Raw genomic sequence first — 14,764 nt, 5'->3', positions numbered from 1 at the left:
CCAGGAAATCCGCCATGAACAAACCGCCTCTCTTCCCGCCCTATACCTCGCTCGTCGAACGGGTCTGGTACTTTGCCTCGCGCAGCTTCAACCTGCTGGTGTTGCTGTTCCTGGTGCTGCCCATTCTGGTGATGATCCCGCTGTCGTTTTCCGACAGCAGCTTCCTGATGTATCCCATCAAGGGTTTCTCGCTACGCTGGTATGAGAACCTGTTCACCTCGGACGACTGGATCCGCGCCGCCAGGAACAGCTTCATCGTCGCCCCGGCCGCCACCGTCATCGCCACCGTGCTGGGCACGCTGGCTGCGGTCGGGCTGAACAAGGCCGACTTCCGGGGCAAGGGCATCCTGATGGCGATCCTGATTTCGCCCATGATCGTGCCGGTGGTGGTGGTGGGCGTGGGCGTGTACCTCTTCTTTGCCCGCATCGGCCTGGCCGACAGCTATCTCGGCCTGATCCTGGCGCACGCCGCACTGGGCGCGCCCTTCGTGGTGACCACCGTGCTGGCGACCCTGCAGGGCTTCAACCACAACCTGGTGCGCGCCAGCCTGAGCCTGGGCGCCAGCCCCTTGCGCACCTTCTTCCGCATCACCCTGCCGGTGATCGCACCGGGCCTGATCTCGGGCGCCCTGTTCGCCTTTGCAACTTCCTTCGATGAAGTCGTTCTTACCCTGTTCGTAGCCGGCCCCGAACAGGCCACCTTGCCGCGCCAGATGTTTGCCGGCATCAAGGACAACATCAGCCCGACCATCGCCGCGCTGGCGACGATCCTGATCCTGTTTTCGACCTGCCTGCTGCTGGCCCTGGAATGGCTGCGCGGGCGCAACAAGGCCGCAGCCCGCTTCTGACGCTGCGCCCATCCGGATACCCACATGGAAACCCAACGGAGACCCGACATGCTGCAACAACTCAAAGACCCTTCCCTGCTGCGCCAGCAAGCCTATGTCAACGGCGCCTGGTGCGACGCCGACAGCGGCGCCACCCATGAAGTCCACAACCCCGCCAACGGCAGCCTGCTGGGCCATGTGCCGATGATGGGCGCGGCCGAGACGCGCCGCGCCATCGAGGCCGCCAACGCTGCCTGGCCGGCCTGGAAGAAGAAGACCGCCAAGGAACGCAGCGTCATCCTGCGCCGCTGGTACGAACTGATGATGGCCAACGCCGACGACCTGGCCCTGATCATGACCGCCGAGCAAGGCAAGCCGCTGGCCGAGGCACGGGGCGAGATCGGCTATGCCGCCTCCTTCATCGAATGGTTCGCCGAAGAAGGCAAGCGCACCTACGGCGACACCATCCCCTCGCCCTCCCCGAACAGCCGCATCGTCGTGGTCAAGGAAGCCATCGGCGTATGCGCGGCGATCACGCCGTGGAACTTCCCGGCGGCAATGATCACCCGCAAGGCCGGCCCGGCACTGGCCGCCGGCTGCCCGATGGTCTTGAAGCCGGCCGAAGCCACCCCCTTCTCAGCCCTGGCGCTGGCGGTCCTGGCCGAGCGCGCCGGTGTGCCGGCGGGCGTGTTCAGCGTCGTCACCGGCGCGGCCAAGGAAATCGGTGGTGAAATGACCTCCAACCCCATCGTGCGCAAGATCAGCTTCACCGGCTCCACCGGCGTGGGCAAGCTGCTGATGCAGCAGAGCGCATCGAGCATCAAGAAGCTCTCGCTGGAACTGGGCGGCAATGCGCCCTTCATCGTCTTCGACGATGCCGACCTGGATGCCGCCGTCGAAGGCGCCATCGCCTCCAAGTACCGCAATGCCGGCCAGACCTGCGTATGCGCCAACCGCATCTACGTGCAAGACGGCGTGTACGATGCCTTCGCCGCCAAGCTGGTGGAAGCGGTGAAGAAGCTCAAGGTCGGCGACGGCATGGAGAACGGCGTGAATCAGGGTCCGCTGATCAACGAACAGGCCGTCAAGAAGGTCGAACAGCACGTCGCCGACGCCGTCGCCAAGGGCGCCCGCGTGCTGCTGGGCGGCAAGCGCCACGCGCTGGGCCATGGCTTCTTCGAACCCACCGTGCTGGCCGACGTCACCCCGGCCATGCAGGTCGCCCGCGAAGAGACCTTTGGCCCCATGGCCCCGCTGTTCCGCTTCAAGACCGACGACGAAGCCGTGGCCCTGGCCAACGACACCGAATTCGGCCTGGCCAGCTATTTCTATTCACGCGACATCGGCCGCATCTGGCGCGTGGCCGAAGGCCTGGAATCGGGCATGGTGGGCATCAATACCGGGCTCATCTCCAATGAGGTCGCCCCCTTCGGCGGCGTCAAGCAATCCGGCCTGGGCCGCGAAGGGTCCCACTATGGGATCGATGATTATCTGGTGGTGAAGTATCTGTGCATGGGGGGCATCTGATCTGCACGATACTGAACTGATCTGCCATGATCAGCCGACCGCTGCGGCGGTCGGGTTACTGGGTTACCAGAGGGTCTTGACGTGGGGGTAGGCGCGAATCTTTTCGTCCTTGGTCACAAGAGGAATGGCAAATTTTCGCGCCGTCGCCACAATCATCCTGTCAGCCGGGTCTTTATGAAACTCCCCCGGCAAGTTGACTGACTTGACGGAAATTTCCACATCCACCGGCACTATTCGTACCGCCGCGATGTCGGCCACCGTGGCGAGCCAGCGATCAACGTCCATCGACAGCACCAGCTTTTCGCGCTCCACCAGCATCGCTATTTCCCATGCGGAAATAGCCGAGATGATGATTTCCCCACCATCGAGCTCCTGCTCGATGGCCCGCTTGGCCTTTCGACTCAGGCTATCGTCGGCACTGGCCCACCAGACCAGGGTGTGCGTGTCCAACGCAATCACTGCGCCGCCTCCCATTCTGTATCCACCGGCGCTGTAGGATCGTCATAACGCAGCACCGACCCTGCCAGAATATCCAGCGGTTCGCGCTCCGTGTCCCGGAAGGGCCGGACCTCCAGCGTGGGCTTGCCATGATCGGTGACCACGACACTCTCGCCAGACGCTTCCACCTGGCGGAAATACTCCAATGCCTTGGCCTTGAACTCCGTCTTGGAGACTTGATTGGCTTGCATGTTCGAATCCTCCTGATCGATGAAACTGCGTCATCATGAAACAAAATGACTACCCATACAAGTCATTTTACTCGACATAGCCATGCACGGCCGTTCTGGATAAGAAAACCGAATGTGAAAGATTCAAAAAGCTAATTTTTCTTATGAACGCGGCAATCGTATAACTCCAGTTCCCCTTACCTCAACACCCACCACGGGAGACTGGACCATGCACACCGCCCCACCCCGGCACCAGCCGGTTCGCGCCTCACTGGCCGCCTTTGTCGGCACCATGATCGAATGGTATGACTTCTACATCTACGCCATGGCCTCGGCCCTGGTGTTCGGCAAGCTGTTCTTCCCGACCACCAATGGCTTCTACGGCACGCTGGCCTCCTTTGGCACCTTCGCCGTCGGCTTCCTGGCGCGACCGCTGGGCGGAGCGATCTTCGGCTACATCGGCGACCGCGTCGGTCGCAAGAAATCTCTGGTGATCACGCTGCTGATGATGGGCTCGGTGACGATCCTGATCGGGCTGCTGCCGACCTATGCCAGCATCGGCATCTGGGCGCCGGTAGCACTGGTGCTGCTGCGCCTGATCCAGGGCATCGCAGTCGGCGGTGAATGGGGCGGGGCCGTGCTGATGGCGGCCGAACATTCGCCGGATCGCAGCCGGCGCACCTTCCTCGCCTCGTTCGCGCAACTGGGCAGCCCCGCCGGGCTGATCCTGGCCACGCTCATGTTCAAGCTGGTCAGCAGCCAGGACAATGCGGTCTTCCTCGACTGGGGCTGGCGCGTTCCCTTCCTGGTGAGCGCCCTGCTGCTGGCAGTGGGATTCGCGATCCGGCTGTCGGTACAGGAGTCGCCCGACTTCCTGGCCGAACAGCAGCGCCGTGCCAAGGCACCGGCCGCGCGCGCCGAGCGCGCACCGCTGACCGAGGTACTGCGGGGCGCGCCCGGCCTGCTGGCGCTGGCCATCGGTGCCAATGTGCTGGGCATCGCCGGCTTCTACTTCACCAATACCTTCATGCTGGTGTACACCACGCAATACCTGCACCTGCAGCGGGCGCTGGTGTTGAATGGCTTGCTGGTGGTGTCGGTGATGCAGTTCTTCATCACGCCGCTGGCGGCGCACCTGGCACACGGTATCGGCAATCATCGTTTCCTGGTGGCGATGTCGGCGCTGTCGGTGGTCTCGCCCTATGCCATGTTCTCGCTGGTGGACCAGGGTTCGCTGGCCAGCGTGACACTGGGCGTGGCGATCGCGGTGCTCTTCATCGGCGCCTACTATGCGGTCATCGCCGGCTTCGTCAGCGAGGCCTTCCCGACCCGCATCCGCTATACCGGCATTTCCATGGCCTATCAGGTTTCGGGCGCCATCTTCGGCGGGCTGACACCCTTGCTGGGCACCGTCCTCGCGGAAAAATTCCAGGGCCAGTGGTGGCCGCTGGCCCTGCTGTTCTCCGGTATCTCGCTGCTGTCGCTGCTGTGCGTGCAGCGCCTGGGCCGTGCGCACCATGCCGCGCCGGAACGCGGTCTGCAGGCACAGGAGAGCTGATGAAGACCTTCTACCATCCCGACCAGAAACTGCATCACCCCCAGAGCTATTACTCGCGCGGCAAGATGCGCGTGCCGCAGGAGGTACCGCAACGGCTGGACGAACTGGCCGCGCTGACCACCCGCCTGGGCTTTGCAGTACAGGCTCCACCGGATGCCGGGGCGGCCGCCATCGGTGCGGTGCATGCGCTGGATTATCTGCAATTCCTGCAGGAGGCCCATGCGCAATGGATGGCCTTGCCCGACGACTGGGGAGATGAAGTGGTCTCCAACATTTTCGTGCGCGAACCCAATCCCCTGCGCGGCGTGCTGGCCAAGGCGGCGCGTTACCTGGCCGATGGCAGCTGCCCGGTGGGGCCGCAGACCTGGCATGCGGCCTACTGGTCGGCGCAATGCGCCATCGCCGGCGCGCAGGCGCTGCTGGCCGGCGAGCGGCGTGCCTATGCGCTGTGCCGCCCGCCGGGCCACCATGCGCGGCGCGATGCGGCCGGTGGCTTCTGCTATCTCAACAATGCCGCGATCGCCGCGCAGATGTTGAGCGAACGTCATCGGCGGGTGCTGGTGCTGGATACCGACATGCACCACGGCCAGGGCATCCAGGAAATCTTCTATGCCCGGCGGGACGTGATGTATGTCTCCATCCACGGTGATCCGGTGAATTTCTATCCGGTGGTGGCCGGCTTCGAGGAAGAGCGCGGCCAGGGAGAAGGCCTGGGTTACAACCTCAACCTGCCCATGCCGCATGGCTCGCCGGAGGCGGTCTTCTTCGACCGGCTGCAGCAGGCCTGCCGCGCCATCACCCTGTATCAGCCGGAGGTGCTGGTGCTGAGCCTGGGCTTCGACATCTTCGAGAAAGACCCGCAGGCCGTGGTCGGCGTGAGCGCGGCTGGCTTCGAACGGCTGGGGCGCGCAGTGGGCGCGCTGGGACTGCCCACGCTGGTAGTGCAGGAAGGCGGTTACCATATTGCCGGATTGCAGGACAATGCCGCGCGATTCTTCGCCGGACTGGAGCATCCCTGAATCGCCATTGCCGCGCCCCCAGCCCCCAACGCCAGAGCCCCCCATGCGCCACGCCTCCGCCAGCCCCCGCCCGCTCCTGCCGCCGCTGTCCTCGGAACGCATGGACTGGAACCTCTTGCGCACCTTCATGTTCGTGGTCCAGGAGCGGGGCGTGGGGCGCGCCGCCGAGACCCTGTGCCTGAGCCAGCCTGCGGTCAGCCAGGCGCTGCGGCGGCTGGAAGAGACGCTGGGCGGCGTGCTGCTGCATCGCCGCCATGGCGAATTCCGCCTCACGCCGCTGGGCGAGGAAATCTATGCCGTGGCGCGGGAGATGTATGGCATGGTGGCGCGCATCGATGGCGCCGCCGGCCATGCCGGCGAGGACGTGGCGGGCAGTCTGCGGCTGTTGCTGATGAGCCGGGTGCAGAGCGCGGCGTATGACGATTTCCTGGCGCGCTTCCATCGCCGTTATCCGCGTGTGGAGTTTCGTATCGACGTCATGCAGAGTGCCGCCATTCTCGACACCCTGGCCAAGGGCAGCAGCGGCCTGGGCCTGTGCCTGTGCCGCAAGCCGGTGGAAAAGCTGGAGCGGCGCCTCTTCCTGCGGCATCGCTATGTGCTGGTGTGCGGACGTCATCATCCCCTGTTCGCCCAGCGCAGCGTCAGCATGGCCGAACTGCTGGTGCAGAATTTCGTCTGCTTCGCCAGCGACCAGTTGGGCGACACGCTGTCCCCGCTGACCGTCTTCCGCGACCAGCAGGGCTTCACCGGCCACATTGCCGGCGCCTCGTCGCATGTGGAGGAAATCCGCCGCATGGTGGTGGCCGGCGTGGGCCTGAGTTTCCTGCCCGAGCACCTGATCGGGCAGGACGTGGCCGAGGGCCAGTTGAAGGTCCTGCCCCTGGACGGGCCGGTGGCCGAGATCGATGTCTTCCTGACCTGGCATGGGCAGCGCAAGCTGTCGGCGCCGGAGCAGGCTTTCCTGGCCTCGTTTGAGAGGTTCCTGCAGCGGGTGCCGCTGGAGGCCAGGACGGCAAGCTAGCTGAACAGCGGATTACCCCGCAAGCGCGCCACCGCCAGGTCGATGAAAGCCCGCACCTTGGCCGGTGAGTGCCGCCCTTCCGGGTAGAGCACGTGGATCGGCAGGGGTGGCTCTTCGAATTCGCGCAGCACCCGCTGCAAGCGGCCTTCCTTCAGATCGGCCGCGACCTGGTAGGCCAGCACCCGGGTCAATGCCCAGCCCTTGCGGGCGGTGCTGATGGCGGCTTCGTTGGTGTTGGTCTGCAGGACGGCGTCGATCAGCACGCGCTGGCCGTCGGCGAAGCGCCATTCCGGCGAGGCCCAGGCGCTGGTGGAGGTGACGATGCGATGCTGCTTGAGATCGGTAGGCGAGGCAGGTGTGCCGTGCTGGCGCAGGTAATCCGGTGCGGCGCAGATCACCTGGCTGACCGATCCCACCTTGATGGCCGTAAAGCCGGAGTCGGGCAGATGGCCGATGCGTATGGCCACGTCCATGCCTTCATCGACGATGTTGACGGGGCGGTCGATGAAGAAGGTACGCGCCCGCATGTCGGGATAGAGATCCAGGTATTCGGTGACGATGGGCAGCACATGCATCTGCCCGAACATGAAGGAAGCGGTCACCGCCAGCGTGCCGGCAGGCCTGGCGTGGTGGCCGGCGGCGGCGGCCTCGGCTTCGGCGATCTCGCCCAGGATGCGGCGGCAGTCTTCCAGGTAGCGCGCGCCGGCTTCGGTGGTCTTCACCGAGCGGGTGGTGCGGATCAGCAGGCGACCGCCGACCAGTTCTTCCAGCGCCGCCACGGTACGGGTCACCACCGGGGCGCTCAATTGCATCTGTCGCGCGGCCTTGGCGAAACTGGCCGTTTCCGCGACTTGTACGAAGATGCGCATCGCCAGCCAACGGTCCATGTGCTTCCCTTCCCTGGGTATCGAAGAAGCTCGCATTATGCCTGCTTCCGCCGGGCCAGAGGCAACCCGCATGGCGCGCACGATCCCGCCTACAGCGCCAGTTCGATGCGGCCACTTCCCGGCTCGGCCGGCTGCGCGGGAACGGCGCAGCACAGCAGCACTTCACCCTCGCCGACCTTGGCCTGGGGCGGCGTCGGGTAGGTGACGGCACCGGCCAGCAGGCGGGTGCGGCAGGTGCCGCAGTGGCCTTCGCGGCAACTGAATTCGGGCTCCAGGCCGCGGGCCTCGGCCAGTTCCAGCAGGCTGCCGGTGCCGGGCGTCCAGCGCGCTTCCTTGAGGCTGTCCATGAAGAACACCGGCACCGCTTCGGTGGCAACCGGTACCGGGGCGGGTGCGGCTTGTGCTGCCTGTGCCGTCTCGTTGGCAGCGCCGGTGCGGGTGAGCGATGCCGGGCCGAAGGCTTCGGCATGGATGCGTTCATCGCCGATGCCATAGCCGCGCAGGCCGTCGTAGAGCGATTGCATGAACGGTGACGGCCCGCACAGATAGAACTCGTAATCGCCGAAGGGCAGCGAGCGCGCCAGCAAGGTCATGTCGATGCGGCCGGCGGCATCGAAGTCGCGGCCTTCGATGGCATCGGTGGTGTCGCCCAGCACGCGCACCACCTTGATGGCCCCCTTGCCGGCTGCCACCAGCTGCGCCAGTTCGGCGTCGAATGCGCGGTCATTTTTGCTGCGTGCAGCGTAGAACAGTGTGGCCGGGCGCATGCGCTGCGTGCGCAAACCTTCATACACCATGTGACGCAGCATCGCGATCATGGGCGTGATGCCCACGCCACCGGCCAACAGGACCACCGGCCGGGAGGATGTTTCATCCAGCATGAAATCGCCGGCCGGCGCCCGCACTTCAATATGGTCACCTTCCTGCAATTGCGCATGAAGATGCTGGGATACCTGGCCATCACGCTTGACGCTGATGCGGTAATGCGCATCCGACGGTGCCGAGGACAAGGTATAGGTGCGGATCAGCGGCTTGTCGCTGCCGGCGGTCAGCACGCGGATCGGCAGGTGCTGGCCGGGCAGCGCCGGCAGCAGGCCGGCACCGTCATCGGGCTGCAGGTGGAAGGAGCGGATGGAATCGCTCTCCTGCACCACGCGGGCGACCTTGAGCCTGCGCCAGCGGCTGCCCTGCTCCTGGGCCAGCAGGCGCTGGCCGGCCTGCTGCCAGTCGCCCGTCATGAGCGAGTTCGGCGACCAGGCATCTTGCTGGAAACGCCAGCGCAGGGCCAGCGCGCCTGGGCGACGCACGATCTTGCGCGGGCGGAAGGTCCACAGCCGTTCGGCGCCCTGGAAGGCGGCGATCTCGGGCGACTCGAGGATCAGCTCGGCCTCACCGGTCATCTGCAGGACGTCGCCCTTGTCGAAATCGACGAACATCAGGCCGGCCCGGCCATTGAGGACGATGTTGCCAAGTGTGGAAAAGAACAGGTTGCCGTCGAAGTCCGGCACGGTCAGCGAGCCGTCCTGGTTCACCCGGACGAAACCGGCCTTGCCGCCGCGATGCGAGACATCGACCTGGCGAGCTTCTTCCAGATCGACATAGGAGGCCACGAAGAAGGTGTCGGCCTGGCCGATCAGCGCGCGGGCTGCAGCGTCCAGGGTAGTCATCGGCTCGACCTGGTCGACATGGGCCGCTCGCGGTTCGCGCTCGAAGGAAAAATCACGCAGCTGGATGTAGCGCGGGCAGTTGCCGAAACTCTGGTCCACCTCCACCCGCCAGCCATCGGCCAGCGGCGTGAGCACGCCATTCATGCGGTTGCGGCGACGGGTATGCAGTTCCATCCCCAGCAAACCCACTGGCGCACCGGCGACCATGCCGGCCGCTGCCGGGTCCTGGGCCGAGGGGCGGGCCCGGATGTCCAGCACCGTGGGCGAAGGCGACTCCATGAAGCCGGGCCGGCCTTCCAGGAAGGTGGCCCAGGCATCGCCCTCGGCGTCCACGCTACCCAGCACGATGAAGGGCAACTGGGCGTAGAAGGCGCGATGCTGGTCGGGCATGAAGTCGCGCACCACGCGACGCCCCACCGCTTCCATCTTGTCAGCCACGCCCAGCTTTTGCTGGAGCAGCTTTTCGCCGGCATGCCAGGTCGATGCGTTGGAAGGAGTCTTCATGTCTGGCCTCGCTGAATCTGATGGGTGGTGGGTGGTCGGCTGATCAACTGCTCGGCTGATCGGCAAATCCGAGGTTCAGGCCTTGGCGGTCAGGCCGGCCGGGGTCTGGATGAACGGCACGAAACCGGGCAAGGCTTCGATGCGCGCCAGGAAAGCGGTCACTGCCGGGTAGCCGCTCAGGTCGACATTGCCTTCCGGGGCGCGGGCCAGGTAGCTGTAGACGGCCACGTCGGCGATGGTGGGATGCTCGGCTGCCAGCCAGGTGCGCTGGCCCAGGTGCTGCTCCATGCGGTTGAGCAGGACATGGGCGCGCTTGATCACTTCCTCGGCATTGAAGGCAGCACCGAATACCGTCACCAGTCGCGCCGCCGCCGGGCCGTAGGCCAGTTCGCCGGCCGCCACCGACAACCAGCGCTGCACAGCCGCTGCGCCCTGCGCGTCTTCCGGCAGCCAGTCGCTGCGACCGGCTTTCTTGGCCAGGTAGACCAGGATGGCGTTGGAGTCGGCGATGACCACACCTTCATCTTCCAGCACCGGAACCTGACCGAAAGGGTTGAGCGCGAGGAAGGCCGGCTGGCGGTGGGCGCCGGCCATCAGGTCGACTTCGATCAGTTCGGCATCCAGGCCGAGCAGGGAGGCGAACAGGACGGCGCGGTGGGCGTGGCCGGACATGGGGTGGTGATGGATCTTCATGGGGTGGCTCCTGGTGGGTTAAGTCGGTCAGGACTTGTTCCTGAACCGTGAAGCCAGTGTGGGGCCAAGCGCGGATGAAGAGAATCCGTGCCGTGAGCACTTCTTTATTGCATGGGGAGGAATAATGCCGGGAGGGGTGCCGCTTCCGGTGCCAGAGGCCACCGGAAGCGGGGGGACAGCCAACGAGGACGTTCAGGCAGCTGGATCGTCCTCAATACCAGCTCAGAAGTGGGCGTTGCCGGCCACCGCCGCGCCGCCGCCACGCGGGCCGTAGCGCAGGGTCAGCAGCGTACCCAGGGTGATGGTGACCACCGCGAAGATCGGCCCACCCAGGGCGCCGACATGATCCACCAGCACGCCACCACCGATGGCGCCGCTGGCGATGGCGACCTGGAAGGCCGCTACCAGCAGGCCACCAGCACCTTCGGCATGGTCCGGAGCGGCCCGCACGATCCAGGTCTGGAAGCCGACCGGGAAAGCGCCAAAGGCAAAGCCCCACAGCGTGATGGCGATGGCTGCCACCATCGGCGAGCTGCCGGCCACCCACAGGGACGCCGCCAGCAGCGCAATCAGGGTACCGCCGGCCACGATGGCATAGCGCTCGCTGCGCTCGGCGATGAAGCCGCCGGCGAAGTTACCGAAGAAGCCGCCCACGCCATAGCCCAGCAACACCGCCGAGATGGTGGCCACCGACATGTGGGTGATCTGCTCCATCAGCGGGCGGATATAGGTGAAGCCGGCAAAATGCCCCGACACCACCAGCAGTACCGCCAGCAAGGCCACCCGCACATCGGTGCGGCCCAGCAGTTCGGCCAGGACCTTGAGGCTGGGGTGATCCTTGGGCGGCAGCCGGGGAATGGCGATCCACTGGATCGCGATGGCCACCAGGCTGACCACGCCAGCGGCCACGAAGGCGCTGCGCCAGCCCCACAGATTGCCCATGTAGGCGCCGATGGGAGCGGCGCAGACGGTCGCCACCGAGACCCCGGTCAAGATCAGCGACATGGCGCGTGCGAAGAGGCGCTCCGGCACCAGGCGCATGGCCAGGGCCGCCGCCATCGACCAGAAGCCGCCCAGCGCTACCCCCAGCAGGACCCGCGCCACCAGCAGCACCGGCAGGCTGGGTGCAGTCACGGCCAGGATGTTGGAGATCAGCAGCAGGAGCGAGAGCATCAGCACCACGCGCTTGCGGTCGATATTGCGGGTCAGCAGCGGGATGCTGGGTGCGGCCACGGCGCCGACGATGGCAGTGGCGGTGACGGCCTGGCCAGCGGCGCCGTCGGAGACGTGCAGGTCGGTGGCGATGGCTGTCAGCAGGCTGGCCGGCAGGAATTCGGCGGTGACCAGGCTGAAGACGCCGAGCGCCAGGCTGGCAATGCCGGCCCAGTTGGCGGGGGCCTCCTGCCCTGCTTCGTGGGCAGGAGGGGAAGCTGGGCGTGCCGGGGCCGACGTCTGGGTCAGCGGGGCCTCGAGGGTGCCGGGGTTGGACATGGAAATACCTTTCTTATCACAGGGAAGCGAAGTTTATGGTTAAATGTCTGGACTTTCCATGCCGATATTTCGCAATAAGATGACTATTCGTCCAAACTTGTCCGATATCCCTGAGACCCTTGGCGGGTTCCGTCCCGCGCCTGCCCTGCGCCAGCCCCATCAGGCTGATCCAGGCGATGCGCTGACCGAAATCCTGCTGGGCCTGCGGCTGGATGGCGTGGAATATGCGCGCTATGTGCTGCATGAGCCGTGGGCCGTGGCCTTTCCGGCGCGACGTGAGGCGACTTTCCATTTCGTCGCCCAAGGCAGTTGCTGGATGCAGGTCGGCCAGGATGACTGGCTGCAGCTCAATGCCGGCGATGCCGTGTTGCTGCCACGGGGTTCGCTGCATGCCCTGGCCAGCACGCCGGGACTGCCGACGGTGGAGATCGGCAAGCTGGCGCGCAAGGCGCTGGCGGAGAACCTGTTTCTGGTGGACGACCGCGCGCCAGGCCTGGCCGAGGTGGACCGGGCCAGTGCCGAAGCCGTCACGGCGGCGCCCTCGCATGTGCTGTTCTCCGGCACGCTGCGCTTCAATCTCGATCCGCTGCATCCGCTGTTGATGATGATGCCGGAGGCGATGCGCGCCTGCGACCTGGCCCAGCGCGACCCGGCGGTGCTGGCGCTTCTCGATGCGATGGAGCGCGAGGTGGTGCTCAACCGCATCGGCGCCTGCGGCATCCTGGCACGCCTGGCCGATGTGCTGGCGGCCAGCATCATCCGCGGCTGGGTGGAATGCGCCTGCACCGATGCCAGCGGCTGGATCGCGGCGGTGCGCTGCCCGCAGATCGGGCGCGTACTGGCGGCGGTGCACCAGCACCCGGAGCGTGACTGGTCGGTGGCCGAACTGGCCTCGCTGATGGGGGCCTCGCGATCGAGCTTCATCGAGAAGTTTTCCAGCGCGGTGGGCGAGACCCCGGCCAAGTACGTGGCCCGGGTGAAGATGTTCCAGGCACGCCACTGGATCGCCCGCGACGGGCTGCGCGTGGCGGTGGTGGCCGAGCGCCTCGGCTACGATTCGGAAGCATCCTTCAGCCGCGCTTTCAAGCGCATCATCGGTCATCCGCCCAGCCAGGCCCGGCTGGGCTGAAGCTCCCCGCCGGCGCTGGCTGCGGCGCGTACTCAAGCGTTTTTCTCCGGGACAATATTGCCCGGCGGGATGCTGCCGGCCAATCGTGTCCGCCCCCTTGTACGCCTCCATCCCCCTTGGCTATGATGGCTGCCGGGGGAGCAGCGACTGCTCGACGATGGCTGGACGAAGCAAAGAGCCAAGCGCAAGGGGGCGCCATGCAACATGAGATCGTGCACGCGTTCGGGGCCGGGGTGTATTGCGTCTTCATCGCCCTGTTCCTGCTGGCATCAAGGATTCCACGCACCAATCCCGGCGCTCGCTGGTGGGCCGCAGCCATCGGCTGTGCGCTGGTGGCGCGCCTGAGTTTCCTGTTCCTGGCCCCGCTGAAAGATCCCGCCCTGTCCAATGTGGTCTATGGCAGTTTCACGATCCTGGAAAAGAGTTTCCTGGCGGTGGGCTTTGCACGCTTCTTCAAGGTCGGCATCCATCCCTGGCTGGTGGCGCTGGTCAGCGGTACGACCATGCTGTGGTTGCTGACCTCCTGGAGCGGGCTGCCGGTGCCGCTGATCCGCAGCCCCGTCTATGCCGCCTTCAACGTCTTCATCCTGGGCTATGTGCTGTGGTTCATCGTCAGGACCGAGCTGGATTGCCTGCCCCTGATCCGCCGTGTCATGGCCGCCGCCTTCGGCGCCCTGCTGCTGCACTGGGCATGTGGCGGGCCGATCGGCGCGCTCTATCCAAGCTGGCTGGACCATGGCTTCGTGCTGGGGACGGCATTGGCGGCATTGCAGTACATGAGCCTGCTGGCAGCCATCCTCTCACTGTTCCAGCGGCGGCTACTGAGCGCCGAGGCCAAGGCCCTGACGATGGCCTTCAAGGACCCGTTGACCGGGCTCTACAACAAGCATTTCATGAACAACCTGTTCGATCAGGCGCTGTTACTGGCCACCCGCCCCCACCATCTGGTGGCGGTGTACTACATCGATCTGGACAACTTCAAGCCGGTCAACGACAAGGCTGGGCACGCCGTGGGGGACAAGGTGCTCGTGTGTGTGGGCCAGCGCCTGAAGGAAGCAGTGCGCAGTACCGACATCTGTGCCCGCCTGGGGGGCGATGAATTTACCGTCATCGCCACCCAGCTGGAGCATCAGGAACAGGCCCCCGAAATCGCCCGCAAACTGCTGGCCAGGCTGGCCGCGCCCATCGAGGTGGGCGATCAGCAGTTCGTACTGGGGGCCAGTATCGGCATCAGTCTTTATCCCAGCCACGGCAGCGACCTGTCGCTGCTGCTGGAGCAGGCCGATGCCGCCATGTATCACGTCAAGAGCAGCGGCAAGAGCGGCTTCCAGCTGCATGGTGCCAGCTGGAAGCCGTCCGCCGAATGCAAGGCCGAGGCGGCCGTCAACGCTGCGGCAAGGCCTGGATGAACTGTTCCAGTTCACGCGCGTAGAACTTCGCCATGCCGGTGGTGCCATGACCACGGGTCTCGGCACTGGCCGGGATCAGCAGCAACTGCGCGCTCGGCACGTCCTTCAGGGCCGCCTGCAGGATGCCGGTCTCGGGCGGGTTGCGCTCGTCGTCGGCGGAGTTGATGACCAGCACCGGCACCTTGATCTTGGACAGGCCGGGCGCGGCATTGTAGTCGGCCGAGGAACCCCACTGGTAGATGAAGTCATTGGCATCGGCCGTCACCGGCGCGGCCAGGCGTTCGTCGACCAGCTTGTCGGCTTGTGCATGGGTGCCGGCCATGGCCTGGTAGGCCAGCGTGCCGCCATTGGTGGCAAAGACGAA

Annotated in this window: 14 protein-coding genes; 7 read left to right on the top strand and 7 right to left on the bottom strand. The window is 65.7% G+C overall.

The genetic code is table 11. The annotated features are described in order from the left end of the window. The first annotated feature begins 14 nt into the window (after positions 1-14). The gene (locus HFRIS_RS22230) at positions 15-848 is read left to right on the top strand and encodes an ABC transporter permease (protein WP_006465263.1); all 834 of its coding nucleotides are present in this window, start codon (positions 15-17) and stop codon (positions 846-848) included. Positions 849-896: 48 nt separating this feature from the next. Beyond that, positions 897-2,354, top strand: a complete 1,458-nt coding sequence (gene gabD, locus HFRIS_RS22225) for an NADP-dependent succinate-semialdehyde dehydrogenase (RefSeq protein ID WP_006465262.1) — start codon at positions 897-899, stop codon at positions 2,352-2,354. 63 nt (positions 2,355-2,417) lie between these two features. Here gabD and HFRIS_RS22220 read toward each other — a convergent pair whose 3' ends face one another. Together HFRIS_RS22220 and HFRIS_RS22215 are read right to left on the bottom strand one after the other, a co-directional pair. After that, positions 2,418-2,813 carry a type II toxin-antitoxin system VapC family toxin gene (locus tag HFRIS_RS22220; RefSeq protein WP_006465261.1) on the bottom strand — a complete coding sequence of 132 codons (396 nt, stop codon included), beginning with the start codon at positions 2,811-2,813 and terminating at the stop codon, positions 2,418-2,420. Beyond that, positions 2,810-3,043 (bottom strand): type II toxin-antitoxin system Phd/YefM family antitoxin, encoded by a 234-nt coding sequence (locus tag HFRIS_RS22215; RefSeq protein ID WP_006465260.1) that lies wholly within the window; start codon positions 3,041-3,043, stop codon positions 2,810-2,812. The genes HFRIS_RS22220 and HFRIS_RS22215 overlap by 4 nt, the downstream gene beginning before the upstream one ends. Positions 3,044-3,251: 208 nt before the next feature. Here HFRIS_RS22215 and HFRIS_RS22210 point away from each other — a divergent pair, with 208 nt between their 5' ends. Genes HFRIS_RS22210 through HFRIS_RS22200 form a run of 3 tightly spaced genes read left to right on the top strand, consistent with a single transcriptional unit; the run spans position 3,252 to position 6,620 of the window. Next, the gene (locus HFRIS_RS22210) at positions 3,252-4,580 is read left to right on the top strand and encodes an MFS transporter (RefSeq protein WP_006465259.1); all 1,329 of its coding nucleotides are present in this window, start codon (positions 3,252-3,254) and stop codon (positions 4,578-4,580) included. Beyond that, positions 4,580-5,599, top strand: a complete 1,020-nt coding sequence (locus tag HFRIS_RS22205; protein WP_006465258.1) for a histone deacetylase family protein — start codon at positions 4,580-4,582, stop codon at positions 5,597-5,599. Before HFRIS_RS22210 ends, HFRIS_RS22205 begins: the two co-directional genes overlap by 1 nt. Positions 5,600-5,642: 43 nt before the next feature. Further along, the gene (locus HFRIS_RS22200; protein ID WP_006465257.1) at positions 5,643-6,620 is read left to right on the top strand and encodes a LysR family transcriptional regulator; all 978 of its coding nucleotides are present in this window, start codon (positions 5,643-5,645) and stop codon (positions 6,618-6,620) included. On the opposite strand, the gene HFRIS_RS22195 is transcribed toward HFRIS_RS22200, so the two are convergent. The 4 genes from HFRIS_RS22195 to HFRIS_RS22180 all read right to left on the bottom strand — a co-directional run bounded on the left by HFRIS_RS22195 (position 6,617) and on the right by HFRIS_RS22180 (position 11,862). Then, on the bottom strand, positions 6,617-7,507 hold the full coding sequence (locus HFRIS_RS22195) for a LysR family transcriptional regulator (RefSeq protein ID WP_006465256.1): 891 nt from the start codon (positions 7,505-7,507) through the stop codon (positions 6,617-6,619). The two genes, HFRIS_RS22200 and HFRIS_RS22195, sit on opposite strands and share 4 nt — an antisense overlap. Before the next feature lie 89 nt (positions 7,508-7,596). Beyond that, positions 7,597-9,678, bottom strand: a complete 2,082-nt coding sequence (locus tag HFRIS_RS22190) for a 2Fe-2S iron-sulfur cluster-binding protein (protein WP_006465255.1) — start codon at positions 9,676-9,678, stop codon at positions 7,597-7,599. 75 nt (positions 9,679-9,753) lie between these two features. Beyond that, positions 9,754-10,371, bottom strand: coding sequence for a glutathione S-transferase family protein (locus HFRIS_RS22185; RefSeq protein ID WP_006465254.1), 618 nt, complete (start codon positions 10,369-10,371; stop codon positions 9,754-9,756). Positions 10,372-10,593: 222 nt separating this feature from the next. Then, the gene (locus HFRIS_RS22180) at positions 10,594-11,862 is read right to left on the bottom strand and encodes an MFS transporter (RefSeq protein WP_006465253.1); all 1,269 of its coding nucleotides are present in this window, start codon (positions 11,860-11,862) and stop codon (positions 10,594-10,596) included. A gap of 97 nt (positions 11,863-11,959) precedes the next feature. Between HFRIS_RS22180 and HFRIS_RS22175 the strand changes: the two genes are divergently transcribed. Next, a complete protein-coding gene (locus tag HFRIS_RS22175) occupies positions 11,960-12,991 on the top strand; it encodes an AraC family transcriptional regulator (RefSeq protein WP_006465252.1) in 1,032 nt (343 codons plus the stop codon). Between the two features lie 197 nt (positions 12,992-13,188). Next, entirely contained in the window at positions 13,189-14,400 is a 1,212-nt protein-coding gene (locus tag HFRIS_RS22170) for a GGDEF domain-containing protein (RefSeq protein WP_006465251.1), read from the top strand. Here the strand turns inward: HFRIS_RS22170 and HFRIS_RS22165 are convergent. Beyond that, positions 14,375-14,764: alpha/beta hydrolase family protein (locus HFRIS_RS22165; RefSeq protein WP_006465250.1), on the bottom strand; the 390-nt coding region annotated here is incomplete at its 5' end. The two genes, HFRIS_RS22170 and HFRIS_RS22165, sit on opposite strands and share 26 nt — an antisense overlap.

The organism is Herbaspirillum frisingense GSF30 (assembly GCF_000300975.2).
Lineage (GTDB): Bacteria > Pseudomonadota > Gammaproteobacteria > Burkholderiales > Burkholderiaceae_D > Herbaspirillum > Herbaspirillum frisingense.
This window is presented reverse-complemented; position numbering and strand designations above follow the sequence as displayed.